This is a genomic window from Streptomyces sp. YIM 98790, assembly GCF_011421595.1.
GTDB lineage: Bacteria > Actinomycetota > Actinomycetes > Streptomycetales > Streptomycetaceae > Streptomyces.
This window is the reverse complement of sequence record NZ_WTLH01000144.1, coordinates 1-15,635: the sequence shown is the minus strand read 5'-3', so window position 1 is coordinate 15,635 and position 15,635 is coordinate 1. Positions and strand designations below refer to the sequence as shown.

Annotated in this window: 14 protein-coding genes; 12 read left to right on the top strand and 2 right to left on the bottom strand. The window is 73.5% G+C overall.

From position 1 onward, the window contains the following. On the bottom strand, positions 1 to 1,029 hold a 1,029-nt coding region (locus tag GQS09_RS20865), incomplete at its 3' end, for a LacI family DNA-binding transcriptional regulator (RefSeq protein WP_313896246.1). Positions 1,030 to 1,183: 154 nt separating this feature from the next. Here GQS09_RS20865 and GQS09_RS20860 point away from each other — a divergent pair. The 11 genes from GQS09_RS20860 to GQS09_RS20810 all read left to right on the top strand — a co-directional run bounded on the left by GQS09_RS20860 (position 1,184) and on the right by GQS09_RS20810 (position 13,250). Then, on the top strand, positions 1,184 to 2,023 hold the full coding sequence (locus GQS09_RS20860) for a VWA domain-containing protein (RefSeq protein ID WP_165988561.1): 840 nt from the start codon (positions 1,184 to 1,186) through the stop codon (positions 2,021 to 2,023). A 101-nt stretch (positions 2,024 to 2,124) separates the two neighbouring features. Beyond that, positions 2,125 to 3,402 carry an MFS transporter gene (locus GQS09_RS20855; RefSeq protein WP_165988559.1) on the top strand — a complete coding sequence of 426 codons (1,278 nt, stop codon included), beginning with the start codon at positions 2,125 to 2,127 and terminating at the stop codon, positions 3,400 to 3,402. 58 nt (positions 3,403 to 3,460) lie between these two features. Continuing rightward, on the top strand, positions 3,461 to 4,822 hold the full coding sequence (pafA, locus tag GQS09_RS20850) for a Pup--protein ligase (RefSeq protein ID WP_165988557.1): 1,362 nt from the start codon (positions 3,461 to 3,463) through the stop codon (positions 4,820 to 4,822). 141 nt (positions 4,823 to 4,963) lie between these two features. Continuing rightward, positions 4,964 to 6,028: an FKBP-type peptidyl-prolyl cis-trans isomerase gene (locus tag GQS09_RS20845; protein ID WP_165988556.1), complete on the top strand. Its 1,065-nt coding sequence runs from the start codon at positions 4,964 to 4,966 to the stop codon at positions 6,026 to 6,028. Positions 6,029 to 6,153: 125 nt separating this feature from the next. After that, positions 6,154 to 6,525, top strand: coding sequence for an FKBP-type peptidyl-prolyl cis-trans isomerase (locus tag GQS09_RS20840; protein ID WP_165988554.1), 372 nt, complete (start codon positions 6,154 to 6,156; stop codon positions 6,523 to 6,525). A 140-nt stretch (positions 6,526 to 6,665) separates the two neighbouring features. Then, complete coding sequence (locus GQS09_RS20835) at positions 6,666 to 7,619, top strand: YafY family protein (RefSeq protein ID WP_165988552.1); 954 nt, start codon at positions 6,666 to 6,668, stop codon at positions 7,617 to 7,619. A gap of 17 nt (positions 7,620 to 7,636) precedes the next feature. Next, positions 7,637 to 8,611 (top strand): YafY family protein, encoded by a 975-nt coding sequence (locus GQS09_RS20830; protein ID WP_165988551.1) that lies wholly within the window; start codon positions 7,637 to 7,639, stop codon positions 8,609 to 8,611. Between the two features lie 36 nt (positions 8,612 to 8,647). Next, the gene (locus tag GQS09_RS20825; RefSeq protein WP_165988549.1) at positions 8,648 to 8,869 is read left to right on the top strand and encodes a hypothetical protein; all 222 of its coding nucleotides are present in this window, start codon (positions 8,648 to 8,650) and stop codon (positions 8,867 to 8,869) included. A gap of 164 nt (positions 8,870 to 9,033) precedes the next feature. After that, on the top strand, positions 9,034 to 9,303 hold the full coding sequence (gene tatA / locus GQS09_RS20820) for a Sec-independent protein translocase subunit TatA (protein WP_165988547.1): 270 nt from the start codon (positions 9,034 to 9,036) through the stop codon (positions 9,301 to 9,303). A 150-nt stretch (positions 9,304 to 9,453) separates the two neighbouring features. Next, entirely contained in the window at positions 9,454 to 10,329 is an 876-nt protein-coding gene (gene tatC / locus GQS09_RS20815) for a twin-arginine translocase subunit TatC (protein WP_165988545.1), read from the top strand. Positions 10,330 to 10,427: 98 nt separating this feature from the next. Next, on the top strand, positions 10,428 to 13,250 hold the full coding sequence (locus tag GQS09_RS20810) for an RNA helicase (protein ID WP_165988543.1): 2,823 nt from the start codon (positions 10,428 to 10,430) through the stop codon (positions 13,248 to 13,250). Between the two features lie 100 nt (positions 13,251 to 13,350). On the opposite strand, the gene GQS09_RS20805 is transcribed toward GQS09_RS20810, so the two are convergent. Further along, positions 13,351 to 14,256, bottom strand: coding sequence for a 5'-3' exonuclease (locus GQS09_RS20805; protein WP_165988563.1), 906 nt, complete (start codon positions 14,254 to 14,256; stop codon positions 13,351 to 13,353). 247 nt (positions 14,257 to 14,503) lie between these two features. Here GQS09_RS20805 and GQS09_RS20800 point away from each other — a divergent pair, with 247 nt between their 5' ends. After that, the gene (locus GQS09_RS20800; protein ID WP_243761615.1) at positions 14,504 to 15,520 is read left to right on the top strand and encodes an iron ABC transporter substrate-binding protein; all 1,017 of its coding nucleotides are present in this window, start codon (positions 14,504 to 14,506) and stop codon (positions 15,518 to 15,520) included. Positions 15,521 to 15,635 lie beyond the last annotated feature (115 nt).

The window sequence follows — 15,635 nt, the reverse complement described above, 5'->3', positions numbered from 1 at the left end:
GTGCCGGCGGGGCCCGCGGGACGGCGGCGGCCCGGTGGAGCCACGGGGCACCAGCTCCACCGGCAGCGTCACGGTGCCGGCCGGGCGGCCGTGCAGGGCGGCCAGCAGGGCCCGCAGGCCGTGCGCGCCGGCCTCCTCCGCGGGCAGCCGCACCGTGGTCAGCTCCGGCTCGACGGCCGTGGCCAGCGCCAGGTCGGTGAAGCCGGTGACCGAGACATCCTCCGGGACGCGCAGGCCCGCCCGCCGGGCGGCCTTGCACACCCCGGCGGCCAGCACGTCGTCGTCGCAGACCACGGCGGTGGGGCGGTCCGCCACGGCCAGCAGCCGCCCGGCGGCCCGGGTCGCGTCCGCCACGGTCAGCGCCGCCCGCCCGGCCGCCACCAGCCGGGCACCGGGCTCCGCGGCCAGGGCGTCCGACAGCACCCGTGCCCGGACCGCGAACGTCCAGGAGGCCACCGCCGCGCCCAGGTGGGCGAAGCGGCGGTGGCCCAGCCCGAGCAGATGGCCCGTCACCTGCCGCATGCCGTCCGCGATGTCCGGATTGACGGTGGCCGCGGCCTGCGCGTCCCCCGGCTCGCTGTCCAGCATCACCAGCGGCAGCCCGCCGGCCCGCAGTCCGGCCAGGGCACCGGCGGCCATCGAGGAGGCGATCACCCCGTCCAGCGTGGCGCTGGCCGATTCGAACGGGTCCGGCGCCGGGCCGATCCCCTCCGGCGAGGGGTAGAGCACCACCCCGGTGTCGTGCTGCGCCGCCACCCGGGCCGCACCGGTGTAGACCCGGGCGAAGAACTCGTTGGTCAGCGCCGGGACGACCAGCAGCGCCGTCCTGGTCCGGCCCAGCCGGAGGCTGCGCGCGGCCAGATTGGGCCGGTAGCCCAGCTCGCGCGCGGCGTCCCGCACCGCCTCGGCGCGCGCGGGGGAGACCCGCCCGCGCCAGCGGTCGCGCAGCACCAGCGACACCGTGGCCTGTGAGACCCCGGCCCGCCGCGCCACGTCCTTGCTCGTCGGCCGCACCGTCTCCTCCGACACGTCACCTCCCGCACTCCGGCCACCCCATCCTCCCCCGTCCCGGCGCCGGCGGGTGCGGAGACCGGTGGCCCCGGCACCGGGAATTGCCGCCGTGGCCGGAGCGGCGGAAGACTTGCGGCGCCAGGAGGCACGGCGGAGGGGCGGGAGCGGCACGATGACGGACCACCGGAAGCGCACGGACGGCACCGGCGCCACGTACGGCACGCACGGCGCGCACGGGGGCGGCGGCCCGGCGATCAGCCTGGAGAAGGTGCGGGAGGTGGCGGCCGGGCTGGTGGCGCAGTACACCGCGGCCCGGGNGCGGGAGGTGGCGGCCGGGCTGGTGGCGCAGTACACCGCGGCCCGGGTGTCGCTGGAGAAGACCGGCCTGTCCGGCCGGCGGGCCGCGGTGTACCTGGTGCTGGACCGCTCCGGCTCGATGCGGCCGTACTACCGGAACGGCGCCGTGCAGCGCCTGGCCGAGCAGGCGCTCGCCCTGGCCGCGAACCTGGACGACGACGGAGTGGTGCCGCTGGTGTTCTTCTCCACCGGCGTGGACGGCATCGCCGATCTGCCGCTGGACGACTACGCCGGCCGCATCGCCGCGCTGCACGCGTCCTACGGCCACATGGGCCGGACCAACTACCACCTGGCCATGCGGGCGGTCATCGACCACTACCGGGCCGCCGGGACCTCCGCGCCCGCCTTCGTGCTGTTCCAGACCGACGGCGGCCCGACCTCCCGCCGGGCGGCCGAGGACCTGCTGTGCGAGGCCTCCGGGCTCCCGCTGTTCTGGCAGTTCATCGGTTTCGGCGATCCGGACGACAAGCAGTTCGACTTCCTGCGCAGGCTCGACGAGCTGCCGGTCCCGGGCCGGCGGGTGGTGGACAACGCCGGGTTCTTCCCGGCCGGCACCGACCCGGCGGCGCTCTCCGACGACGAGCTGTACAAGCGCCTGATGCTGGAGTTCCCCGACTGGCTCGCCGCGGCCCGCCGCGCCGGCATCCTGCGCTGACGCGCGGTCCCCCGCCCCTCCCGCTCTCGCGCGCTCCGGCCCGCATTCCCGATTCCCGCCGGCCGAGGAGCCGGGTAGAGTCATGGCGTTATACGTAACACTTGGCGGAGGGCGGCGCGGGCGTGGGGTATCTGGAGCTGCTGCGGGCGCGCCATGCGGCGCGGCTGCTGGCGGGCACGCTGATCGGGCGGCTGCCCTATGCCACGGCCGCGCTGGCCATCGTGCTGTTCACCCGGGCCGAGGGCGGCTCCTACGCCCTGGCCGGGGTGCTGGCCTCGCTCTACGGCCTGGCCACCGCCGTCGGCCAGCCGCTGCTCGGCCGGCTGGTGGACCTGTACGGCCAGCCCCGGGTGATGCTGCCCGCCGCCCTGGCCTCCGCCGTCTCCATGGGCCTGCTGGCGCTGTACGGCACCGAGCCGGCCGCCCCGGCCGCCGCCGCTATCCTCCTGGGCGGGCTGACCACCCCGCCCCTGGAGGGCGGCCTGCGGGCCCTGTGGCCCAGCGTGCTCAGCCGCCCGGACCAGGTCCAGCGGGCCTATGCGCTGGACGCCGTGGCCCAGGAGGTGATGTTCGCGGCCGGCCCGCTGCTGCTCATGCTGCTGGTCTCCCGGTGGTCCGAGGCCGCGGCACTGCTGGTGGTGAACGCCGTGGGGGTGCTCGGCGCGCTGTGGGTGGTGGCCTCCCGTCCCTCCCGCCGCTGGCGCAGCGCACCCCGGACCGCGCACTGGCTGGGCGCGCTGCGCTCGGCCGGCCTGCTGGTGCTGCTCGGCTGCTTCTTCTTCGTCGGGGTGGCACTCGGTGTCATCTCGGTGGCCGCGGTGGCCTACGCCGAAGACCGGGGCGACGAGCTGATCTCCAGCTGGCTGCTGTCCGCCCTGGCGGCCGGCGCACTGCTCGGCGGCCTCGGCTACGGAGCCCGGCAGTGGCCCGGCGCCCCGGAGCCCCGGCTGCGGCTGCTGGTCGCCGCCCTGGCCGCCGGCTATCTGCCGCTCGCCCTGGCGCCGGAGCAGGTGGTGCTGATGACCCTGCTGGCCGGGCTCTCCGGCGTCTTCCTGGCCCCGGCGCTGGCCTGCGCCTTCGTGGTGATCGACCGGCACGCGCCGCGCGGAACCGTCACCGAGGCGTTCTCCTGGCTGGTCACCACCTTCGGCGTGGGCTCGGCCGCGGGCACCGGGGTGGTCGGCCCGGTGCTGGAGGCGGCCGGCCCGCCCGGCGGGTTCGCGGTGGCCGGCGCCGCCGGTGCGGTGGCCGCCGGGGTGCTCGCCGTGGCCCGCCGGCCGCTGGCAGTGCCGCCCGGCGTGTCCCTTGCGGTGGCGGCCTCGGCCCCGGTATCGCTGCCGGTCGCGGGCCCGCCGGAACCGCCGCCGCCGGGAAAATGATCGCAACGCCGGAGGAAAGCCGGTTTCAGAAGAGACCGTCGGGCGTAATGTTCACTGCATGGACCGCCGAATCTTCGGGCTGGAAAACGAGTACGGCGTCACCTGTACCTTCCGGGGGCAGCGTCGGCTGTCCCCGGACGAGGTCGCGCGGTACCTCTTCCGCCGCGTCGTGTCATGGGGCCGCAGCAGCAATGTGTTCCTGCGGAACGGGGCCCGGCTGTACCTGGATGTCGGTTCGCATCCGGAGTACGCCACGCCCGAGTGCGACAACGTCATCGAGCTGATCACCCACGACAAGGCCGGCGAACGCATCCTGGAGGGCCTGCTGGTCGATGCCGAGCGCCGCCTCCACGAGGAGGGCATCGCCGGCGACGTCTACCTGTTCAAGAACAACACCGACTCGGCCGGGAACTCCTACGGCTGCCACGAGAACTACCTGGTGGCCCGGCACGGAGAGTTCTCCCGGCTGGCCGACGTGCTGATCCCGTTCCTGGTCACCCGGCAGCTCATCTGCGGGGCCGGCAAGGTGCTGCAGACCCCGCGCGGCGCGGTCTTCTGCGTCAGCCAGCGCGCCGAGCACATCTGGGAGGGCGTCTCCTCGGCCACCACCCGGTCCCGTCCCATCATCAACACCCGGGACGAGCCGCACGCGGACGCCGAGCGCTACCGCCGGCTGCACGTGATCGTCGGCGACTCCAACATGTCCGAGGCCACCATGCTGCTCAAGGTCGGCGCCACCGATCTGGTGCTGCGGATGATCGAGGCGGGCACGGTGATGCGCGACCTCACCCTGGAGAATCCGATCCGGGCCATCCGCGAGGTCAGCCACGACATAACGGGACAGCGCAAGGTGCGGCTGGCCACCGGCCGCGAGGCCTCCGCCCTGGAGCTCCAGCAGGAGTACTACGAGAAGGCGCTGGACTTCTGCGAGCGCCGCGGCATCAACAGCGGCACCATCGCCCGGGTGCTGGAACTGTGGGGCCGCACCCTGGACGCCATCCGCAACCAGGAGCTCGACAAGATCAACACCGAGATCGACTGGGTGATGAAGTACCAGCTCATCGAGCGGTACCGGGCCAGGAACAACCTCACCATGTCGCACCCGCGGGTCGCCCAGATAGACCTCGCGTACCACGACATCCACCGCCGCCGCGGCCTGTACTACCTGCTGGAGCGGCGCGGCCAGGCCCTGCGGGTGTGCAACGACCTGAAGATCTTCGAGGCCAAGTCGGTGCCCCCGCAGACCACCCGGGCCCGGCTGCGCGGCGACTTCATCCGCCGCGCCCAGGAGCAGCGCCGGGACTTCACGGTCGACTGGGTGCACCTGAAGCTCAACGACCAGGCGCAGCGGACGGTGCTCTGCAAGGACCCGTTCCGCTCGGTGGACGAGCGGGTGGAGAAGCTGATCGCCGGCATGTGAGCCGGGACGCCGGATGCCGGACGCGGGAGCCCGGGCGGTGCGCCTGCCGGTCGGCCGTCCCGGTCCGGGCGGTGAGGCCGTAGGGTTGGGCGGGACCAGCGGGAGTCCCGCCCCGACCCTCCCTACCGCGAAATTGGACCGATGATTCCCATCAAGCGCCCGACCCGTCCGACGAGGACGGCCCGCCGCCTGGCCGCGGCGCTCGCCGTTCCGGTACTGCTCCTGACCGCCGCGTGCGGCTCGGAATCCGAAGGCTCGGCGGATGCCGAGGAGAGCCAGGAGGCCAAGGAGAGCGAGAACAAGCCCTGGCCGCTGGCCACGGTCACCGGAGCAGTGGGCGAGGAGCCCGCCATCGAGGTCCCGGACGGCGCCGAGACCAGCAGCGAGACCGTGGTCACGGTGCTGGAGGAGGGCGACGGCCCGGTCGTGGGGGAGAGCGACTACCTGCGGGTCAGCCTGCTCGCCCGGGGCCTGAAGGAGGACGAGGAGGACCTCGTCAACACCTGGCAGCCGCGCACCGCGGAGGGTGAGACCGCGGACCCGGAGAGCGCCGAACCGGTCTACGCCGCGCTCCAGATGGGCAAGGAGGACCTGCTGCCGCTGGCTGTGCTCGACCCGCTGGTCGGCAAGACCGAGGGCAGCCGGGTGGTCATCCAGGGCGACGCCGCCGAACTGATCGGCGCGGTCGCCGAGAACGTGGGCTTCGAGCCGGGCGACAGCGTCGTCTTCGTCTACGACATCGTCACCGTGATCGACCCGCAGGGCATGGTCGAGGGCGAGCAGGCGGCGGCCGGGCCGGGCATGCCCGAGGTGCAGGCCGACAAGCCGGAGGCGGCCACCATCACCATCCCGGAGGGCGAGGAGCCGCCCGCCGGGATCGAGGAGCAGGTGCTGATCGCGGGCGAGGGTGCCGAGGTCAAGGCCAACCAGCAGCTGATCGTCCAGTACACCGGCGTCAAGTGGAGCGACGGCGAGAAGTTCGACTCCTCCTGGGACCACGGCGGCGCCAGCAAGTTCCCGATCGGCGCCGGCGGAGTGATCGCGGGCTGGGACGAGACCCTGGTCGGCAAGCACGTCGGCGACCGGGTGCTGCTGGTCATCCCGCCGGACAAGGCCTACGGCGTCACCGAGGAGGGCGCCGAGCCGGCGCACGAGCTCGCCGACCAGACCCTGGTCTTCGTCGTCGACATCCTCGACGCCGTCTGACGGGGCGGTCCCGTCCGCACAGCCGGGCACCCCAGCCGGGCACCCCAGCCGGGCATCTGAGCCGGGCATCTCAGCAGCACTACAGCACCACAGGCTCCACAGCCACCACAGCGAGGAGAGAAGCAGTGCAGAACAGCAAGCCCGAGGTCGACTTCCCCGGAGGAGAGCCGCCGGCCGAGCTGGAGATCAAGGACATCTGGGAGGGCGACGGCCCGGTCGCCCAGGCGGGTGCCAACGTGGCGGTGCACTACGTCGGCGTGGCGTTCAGCACCGGCGAGGAGTTCGACGCGAGCTGGAACCGCGGCGCGCCGCTGCGCTTCCAGCTCGGTGCCGGACGCGTCATCCCCGGCTGGGACCAGGGCATCCAGGGCATGAAGGTCGGCGGGCGCCGTCAGCTGACCATCCCGCCGCACCTGGCCTACGGCAGCCGCGGCGCGGGCAATGTGATCGGGCCGGACGAGACCCTGATCTTCGTCTGCGACCTGGTCGCCGTCTGACCGGTGGGTCACCCGGCCGGCAGCCCCGGCCGCCGGCCCGGCGCGGGCCCGTCCACAGGGGGCGGGCCCGCGCTTTTGCCCGCCGTCCCGATGGCGGTACGGTCAGTGTCGGAATCCGGCAGGAGGAGGGCGGCGGGTCGATGGCCATTGCCAAGGCCGAGCGGCTGATGAATCTGGCGCTGTGCCTGCGCGGGACGGCACGCCCGCTGACCAAGCGGGAGCTGCGGTCCTCCATCGAGGCGTACATCGAGGCCGGCAGCGAGGACGCGTTCAACCGCATGTTCGAGCGCGACAAGGACGATCTGCGTGAGCTGGGCATGGTGATCGACACCGTCGAGTCGCTGGACGGCGAGGTCGGCTACATGGCCCGCCGGGACTCCAACCGGCTCCCGCCCATCACCCTGGACGTGGCCGAGTCCGCCGCGCTCAGCCTGGCCGCCAAGGTCTGGCAGCAGGCGAGGCTGGCCGGGGCGGCCAGCGGTGCCCTGCAGAAGCTGCGCGCGGCCGGCATGCCGCTGGCCGATGACGGCCAGGAGCGGTCCAACGCCCTGGAGCCGCGGGTACCGGCCGGCGAGGCGGCCTTCGAACCGCTGATGCTGGCCTGCCGGGACCGGCGTCCGGTCACCTTCGGCTACCGCAAGTCCAATGCCGTGCGCACCGAGATCAGGCAGGTGGAGCCCTGGGCCCTGGAGTGCTGGCGCGGCCACTGGTATCTGGCCGGCTGGGACCGGGACCGCGGCGACAAGCGGGTCTTCCGGCTCTCCCGGATCGACGGCAAGGTGCGCTCCCGCTCCGGCGCCTTCACCGTGCCGGTGCCCAGCCAGGTGGCGGTGCGCGAGGCGGTCGCCGCCTGGGCCGGGGAGAACGCCACCGACCGGGCCCGGATCCGGCTGCGCTGCGGCTCCGGCTACCCGCTGCGCGCCCGGGCCCTGTCCTGCCGTCCGCTGAACGCCGAGTGGGACGAGCTGGAGATTCCCTACGGGCACGGGCTGGGCTCCTGGCTGGCCGAGTTCGGGCCGGACGTACTGGTGCTGGAGCCCGCCGAGCTGCGGGCCGACGTGGTGGAGCGGCTGCGCGCCGTGGCCAAGGGCTGAGGGGGAGCATCACCGTTATGGCGACCAACGCCATCGACCGCACCAGGCGGCTGCTGTCCCTGGTCACCTATCTGCGGGACCGGCCCGGTGCCCGGGTGGACGACGTGGCCCGCGCCTTCGGCATCACCGAGGAGGAGCTGATCTCCGACCTGCAGGTGCTGCCGCTGTGCGGCACCAGCTTCCGCGGCGGCGACCTGCTGGACATCGACACCGACGGCGAGCACATCTGGTGGTACAACGCCGCCGCGGTGAACTCCTCGGCCGGCGAGCCGCTGCGGCTGGCCGCCGACGAGGCGACGGCCCTGCTGGTCGCGGCGCGTGCCGTGGCCACCCTGCCCGGGCTGCGGGAGAGCGACCGGGAGGCGCTGCTGCGGGCCACCGCCAAGCTGGAGGCGGCGGCCGGGGAGAGCGCCGTGGCGGGCGCCCGGCTCTCGGTGACCTTCGAGTCCGAGGGCAGCGTGTTCGCCGATGTGGACCGCGCCATCGCCGAGCGGCGGCGGCTGCGCATCCGCTATTACTCACCCGGGCGGGACGAGCTCTCCGAGCGCGAGATCGACCCGATCCGGCTGTTCGCCGTGGGCCACACCTATGTGGAGGCCTGGTGCCGCCGGTCCGAGGGCCGCCGGATATTCCGGCTGGACCGGGTCGCGCACCTCGAGCTGCTGGACACCCCGGCCGATCCGCCGCCGCTGGAGCCGCGCGACCTCAGCGCCGGCCTGGTCCAGCCCTCGCCGGACGACCCGGAGGTGGTGATCGAGGTCGGCCTGGGCGGTCGCTGGATCACCGAGTACTACCCCTATGACGCGGCCGAGGAGCTGCCGGACGGCGGCCTGCGGGTGACCCTGCGCACCCCGGACCCGCACACGCTGCGCCGGCTGGTGCTGCGGCTGGGGCCGGACGGCCGGGTGGTGGAGCCGGCCGAGCTGGCGGTCTCCGCCCGGGACGCGGCCCGCGCCGCCCTGGCCGCCTACGAGGAGCTGGGGCCGGTCTGACCGGAGCGCCCGCCGCGCTCGGCTAGGCTGCGCACCATGTTCTGGCCGATGCTCCATCTCTTCCTCGCCTTCGCCGGAGTCGCCGTGCTGGGGGTGCTGGCGGTACGGGTGGCGCTGGAGGTGCGCCGCCTGGCGAAGGCGGTGGGGGACGGCGCCGAGCGGATCGCCCTGGCCGCCGAGGACCTGGAGCGGGCCGCGCTGCCGCTCGCCGGGAGCGGCGGCCGGCTGCGGGAACGGCGCCGGGACGGCCGGGGCTGAGGCGTTTTCCGCGCCTGGACGGTACGCCTGGGCATTGCTTTGTGTTCACCCTTCAGCGTTAAGATTGCAGCGCGTGCGGACCGGCGGGAGCATCCCCGCCCGGGACCGCGGAAAGAGCGAAACCGTCCCGGAGCCAATCCCGGAGTGAGAAGGTAGACGGAATTATGGGCCAGATCGGACCGTGGCAGATCGTCATCATCCTTGCCGTCATCGTTCTCATTTTCGGTGCGAAGCGGCTTCCGGACACGGCGCGCGCGCTGGGCAAGTCCCTGCGCATTCTCAAGAGCGAGACCAGTGCCATGAAGAGTGACGGGCAGGCGTCCGCGTCCCCGGAGACGGAGGACACCCCGTCCGCGCAGCGCACCATCAAGGCCGCCCCCGGCGACGTCTCCAGCCGGCCGGTGGAGGAGCCCAGGAACACCACCCAGGGCTGATCCCGGCGCCACCGCCGAACCACCGCTGCCGTCAGGGGCCGGCCGGGAAAGGACCGGCCGGCGGAGGAGATAGGACCAGGGGTGCTGAAGTCCGCCCGCAGGGCCGCACAGGGCCGGAAGCCGAAAAGGGAGAGGGACCCCGAGGGGCGGATGCCGCTCGCGGAGCACCTGCGCGAGCTGCGCAACCGGCTCGCCGTCGCCGTTCTTGCGATCCTCGTGGTCACCGCCGTCGCCATGGTGTTCGCCAAGGACATCATGAACATCCTCACCTCGCCGCTGCCGCTGTGCACCGAGGAGGAGGCCGCCGCGGCCACCGGCGGTGGCTGTGCCACCGTGGTCCAGCAGGGCCTGACCTCGCCGTTCACCACCTACATCAAGGTGTCGATGCTGGCCGGCGTGGTGATCGCCTCACCGGTGTGGATCTACCAGTTCTGGGCATTCGTCGCGCCCGGTCTGCACCAGCACGAGAAGAAGTACACCCGCGCGGTGGTCGCCGTGGGAGTGCCGCTGTTCCTGGCCGGCGTGTATTTCGCCCACTGGCTGCTGCCCCGGGCCATTCCGGTGCTGCTCCAGTTCACCGCGGACGACGCCCGGAACCTGGTCGACGTCTCCGACATCCTCGACCTCACCGTGCGGATGGCCATTGCCTTCGGCGTGGCCTTCGAGCTGCCGCTGATCCTGGTGATGCTCAACCTCGGCGGCGTGGTCACCGGAAAGCGGATGCTCGGCTGGTGGCGGGGCATGGTGCTGGGCATCTGCATCTTCGCCGCGGCGGTCACCCCGACCGATGTGATGTCCATGGTGGCGCTGGCCGTGCCGGTGACCGGGCTGTACTTCCTCGCCACCGGCATCTCGCTGCTCAACGACTACCGGCGCCGCCGCCGCGACCCGGACGGCGGGCTCAGCCCGGACGAGGCCTCCGACCTGGACCTCACCCCGTCCGCGCTCGGCGCGCCCGAGGAGGTCGGCCCGGCCGGGGACACCGGCGCGGAGCGCCGGCCGCGCGGCTTCGACGACGTGACCTGAGCCGGGACGACCTGAGCCCGGGCCGGGGGCACCGGCCCGGGCCCGCTTCACCGGCGACCGCCCGTCTGTCCGTCCCGACCGGTAGGCTCGAAGACACGATGACCGAGGAACTGTCCCCTGCCGAGCGCTACGCCGAGGCGCGCAGGCGAGCGGCGGACCAGGCCACCGAGCTGGCCGCCTTCCGCGAGCTCTACGACTTCCCGCTCGACCTCTTCCAGGTCGAGGCGTGCCAGGCTCTGGAGGCCGGCAAGGGCGTGCTGGTCGCGGCCCCCACCGGCTCGGGCAAGACGGTGGTCGGCGAGTTCGCCGTCCACCTGGCCCTGGCCCGGGGCCGCAAATGCTTCTACACCACACCCATCAAGGCGCTGTCCAACCAGAAGTACGGCGATCTCGTCAGGCGGTACGGCTCCACCCGTGTCGGCCTGCTGACCGGCGACAACACCGTCAACCCCGACGCCCCGGTGGTGGTGATGACCACCGAGGTGCTGCGGAACATGCTCTACGCCGGCTCCGCCACCCTGGACGGCCTGGGCTATGTGGTGATGGACGAGGTGCACTACCTCTCCGACCGCTTCCGCGGCGCGGTCTGGGAGGAAGTGATCATCCACCTTCCGCAGTCGGTGACCCTGGTCTCGCTCTCCGCCACCGTGTCCAACGCCGAGGAGTTCGGCGACTGGCTGGACACCGTGCGCGGCGACACCGATGTCATCGTCTCCGAGCACCGGCCGGTGCCGCTGTGGCAGCACGTGCTGGCCGGCCGCCGGATGTACGACCTCTTCGAGGAGAAGAACGGCCGCCGCCAGGTCAACCCCGACCTGGAGCGGCTGGCACGCAGCGAGTGGGCGCGCCCGGCGTACCGGGGCGGGCGGGGAGGCCCGCGCCGGGAGGCCGACCGGGAGCGGGAGCGGCGCCAGCGGGCCCGGATCTGGACGCCCAGCCGGGTCGAGGTCATCGAGCGGCTGGACGCCGAGGGCCTGCTGCCCGCCATCACCTTCATCTTCAGCCGGGCCGGCTGCCAGGCCGCCGTCCAGCAGTGCCTGGTCGCCGGGCTCCGGCTGAACGACGCGGGCGAGCGCGCCAGGGTGCGGCAGATCGTGGAGGAGCGCACCGCCGTGCTCCCCGACGAGGACCTGCACGTGCTGGGGTACTTCGAATGGCTGGAGGGGCTGGAGCGCGGGGTGGCCGCGCACCATGCCGGCATGCTGCCCACCTTCAAGGAGGTGGTCGAGGAGCTGTTCGCCAAGGGACTGGTCAAGGCGGTCTTCGCCACCGAGACCCTGGCGCTCGGCATCAACATGCCCGCGCGTTCCGTGGTGCTGGAGAAACTGGTCAAGTGGAACGGCGAGACCCACGCCGACATCACCCCCGGCGAGTACACCCAGCTCACCGGTCGGGCCGGGCGGCGCGGCATCGACGTCGAGGGCCATGCCGTGGTGCTCTGGCAGCGCGGCATGGACCCGGTGGCGCTGGCCGGGCTGGCCGGCGCCCGCACCTATCCGCTGCGCTCCTCCTTCCGGCCCTCGTACAACATGGCGGTCAATCTGGTCTCCCAGTTCGGGCGGCACCGCTCCCGGGAGCTGCTGGAGACCTCCTTCGCCCAGTTCCAGGCCGACCGCTCGGTGGTGGGCATCTCCCGGGACGTGCAGCGCAACGAGGAGGGCCTCAAGGGCTACCGCGAGGCCATGACCTGCCATCTGGGGGATTTCGAGGAGTACGCCGGGCTGCGCCGCGCGCTGAAGGACCGCGAGGCCGAGCTGGCCCGGCAGGGCGTGGCGCTGCGCCGGGCCGCCGCCGCGGACGCCCTGGAGCGGCTCCGGCCGGGAGACATCATCCACGTCCCCACCGGCAAGTTCGCCGGTCTGGCGCTGGTGCTGGACCCGGGGCTGCCGGACGGCCGCAGCCCCCGGCACCGGCACCGGGACGGGCGGGGCGCCGCCGCGGCGGAGCGGCTGGAGGGCCCGCGTCCGCTGGTGCTCACCGAGCAGCGCCAGGTGAAGCGGCTGAACTCGGCCGACTTCCCGGTCCCGGTGGAGCCCATGGACCGGATGCGCATTCCCCGGTCGTTCAACCCGCGTTCCCCGCACTCGCGGCGGGATCTGGCCTCGGCCCTGCGCACCAAGGCGGGGCACTACGAGCCGCGGCGGCACCGGCGGGAGCGGTCCGCCGCGGCCGACGACCGTGAGATCGCGCGGCTGCGGGAGGCCCTGCGGGCGCATCCGTGCCACGGCTGCGCCGAGCGTGAGGACCACGCCCGCTGGGCGGAGCGCTACCACCGCCTGGAGCGGGACACCCAGCAGCTCCAGCGCCGGATCGCCGGCCGGACCAACACCATCGCCCGCACCTTCGACAAGGTCACCGGGGTGCTGACCGAGCTGGACTATCTGCACGGCGACGAGGTCACCCCGGAGGGGCGCAAACTGGCCCGGATCTACTGCGAGCTGGATCTGCTGGCCAGTGAGTGCCTGCGGCACCGGGTGTGGGAAGGACTGGGGCCGGCCGAGCTGGCCGCCTGCGCCTCCGCCCTGGTCTACGAGGCCCGGTCGGACGACGTGATGCCGCCGGACCTGCCCGAGGGCCGGACCCGGCAGGCGCTGAGCGAGATGGTGCGGATCTGGGGCCGGCTGGACGCCCTGGAGGAGCGGCACCGGATCAGCGCCTCCTCCGGGGTGGGGCAGCGGGAGCCGGATCTGGGCTTCGCCCGGCCCGTCCACCGCTGGGCCAAGGGGCACGGGCTGGACGCGGTGCTGCGCGACAGCGAGCTGCCGGCCGGTGACTTCGTGCGCTGGTGCAAGCAGGTCGTCGACGTGCTGGGCCAGATCGCCGCCGCCGCGCCGGAGGAGAACAGCACCGTCCGCGCCACCGCCCGCAAGGCCGTGGACGCCATACTCCGCGGCGTCGTCGCCTACTCCTCCGTCGGCTGAGCGGCACCCGCGGGCCCACGGGCGCGGGCGCCGCCCGGCCGACGGAGCCGCGGAGCCCGTACCCGGGCCCGCGCCCGTACCGGGGGCGCGGCGCCGGGGATCAGCGGGGGAGCGCGGCCAGCAGGCGGGTCAGGGAGCCGCCCAGGCCCCAGCGCCCGTCCAGGGCCCGGAGCGCCTCCGGGTCGCGCGGAGCGGCGGGCAGCCGGAGGTCGGTGTCGGGCAGCGGCACGTCCGCGGCCACCCGGACGACCGTGGGCGCGACCTCGAGATATCCGGCGGCCGCGGCCAGGTTCCGGCGGCGGGCCGGAGTGATCCGGGAGGCCGGGTCGGCGGCGGCCCTGCGCACCGCGGCCAGGTCCCCGTGCTCGGCCAGCAGCTGGGCGGCGGACTTCTCGCCGATGCCCTTCACCCCGGGCAGGCCGTCGCTCGGGTCGCCGCGCAGCACGGCGAAGTCGGCGTACTGGGCCGCGGTGACGCCGTAGCGCTCGCGGAGCGCCCGGTCGGTGACCAGGTCGCAGTCGCCCACGCCCTTGCGCGGGAACAGCACCCGCACCTGGCGGTCGTCGTCCACCAGCTGGAAGAGATCCCGGTCGCCGGTGACGATGTCCACCGGGCCCGTGGCGCGGGCGGCCAGGGTGCCGATCACGTCGTCCGCCTCGTAGCCGGGGGCGCCCAGGCGGGCGATGCCGATGGCGTCCAGCACCTGCTCGATCACCGGAACCTGCGGGGTGAGGGTGTCCGGCACTTCTTCCACATCGGCGCCGCCGGGCACCTCCTCGGCCACCCGGTGGGCCTTGTAGGAGGGGATGAGATCCACCCGCCACTGCGGGCGCCAGTCCTCGTCCATGCAGGCGGCCAGGGCGTCCGGGCGGCGGTCCTGCACCAGGCGGGCGATGAAGTCCAGCAGGCCGCGGACCGCGTTGACCGGGGTGCCGTCCGGCGCCCGGACCGTCTCCGGCACGCCGAAGTAGGCACGGAAGTACAGCGACGCGGTGTCCAGCAGCATCAGTCGTCGGTTCACACCCCGGATGATGCCCTACCGCACCGACAGTGCCCCGGCAGCACGCGGGCCCCGGCGGCCCGGGCCGGTGTCCCGGACGGTGTCCGGGGCCATGGTGCGGAAACGTGATCGTATGGTGGCCGCGGGCGAGTTGACGCTTAGGTAAGCCTTCCCTTACAAATAGGGTGCTTCGGGTGCCCCGCCCGGGGCGACAGCTTCAGAAAGGCCCAGCACCATGCGCCGTCACCGCCGAATGGCCGCCGCCCTCGCGGGCGTGGCCCTGCTCCTGCCCGCTGCCGCGGCCTGCGGCGGCGAAGACTCCTCCGGGGGTGACGGCGACGGACTGGTGATCTACTCCGGACGCCACGAGTCCCTGGTCGACCCGCTGCTGAAGCGGCTGGAGGAGGCCACCGGCACCGAGGTCACCATCCGGTACGGCAACAGCGCCGAACTCGCGGCCCAGATACTGGAGGAGGGCGAGCGCACCAAGGCCGGGCTGTTCCTCTCCCAGGACGCCGGCGCCCTGGGCGCCCTGTCCAAGGCCGGACTGCTGGAGCCGCTCCCCGGACAGACCCTGGACGAGGTGGAGCCGGCCTTCCGCGGTTTCGCCGGCGACTGGGTCGGCCTCTCCGGCCGCTCCCGCGTGATCATCTACGACCCCCGGCAGGTCGAGGAGAGCGAACTTCCCGCCTCCGTCCACGAACTGACCGACCCCACGTGGCAGGGCCGGGTCGGCTACGCCCCCGCCAACGCCTCCTTCCAGTCGTTCGTGACCGCCATGCGGGTGCTGGAGGGCGACGACGCCACCCGGCAGTGGCTCACCGGCCTCAAGGCCAACGGCGCCGAGGTCTACGAGAAGAACACCCCCATCGTGGACGCCGTGGACAACGGCGAGATCGCCCTCGGCCTGGTCAACCACTACTACTGGTACAACAAGGCCGCCGAGGTCGGCCGGGAGAACATCAACGCCCGGCTGCACTTCCTGCCCGGCGGTGACCCGGGTGCCCTGGTCAACGTGGCCGGCGTGGCGATCACCGCACACGGCGGCCAGCAGGAGGCCGCCCAGAAGGCCGTGGACTTCCTCCTCTCCGAGGAGGCCCAGACCTACTTCGCCGAGGAGACCAACGAATACCCGCTGGCCGCCGGCGTCACCAGCCCCAACGACGACCTGCCGCCGCTGGAGTCCCTGGAGGCTCCGGAGATCGACCTCACCGACCTGGACTCCCTGGAGGAGACCCTGGCCATGCTCCAGGAAGTCGGGATGGTCTGAGCGGCCCGCCGCCCGGTCCCGCAGATGACCAGATCCGGACTGCCGCCCACCGCCGGCACCGCGGAGTCCGCCGCGGCCCCCGCCCGCCCGGCCGGTGCCGCCGCACCGGCCGGGC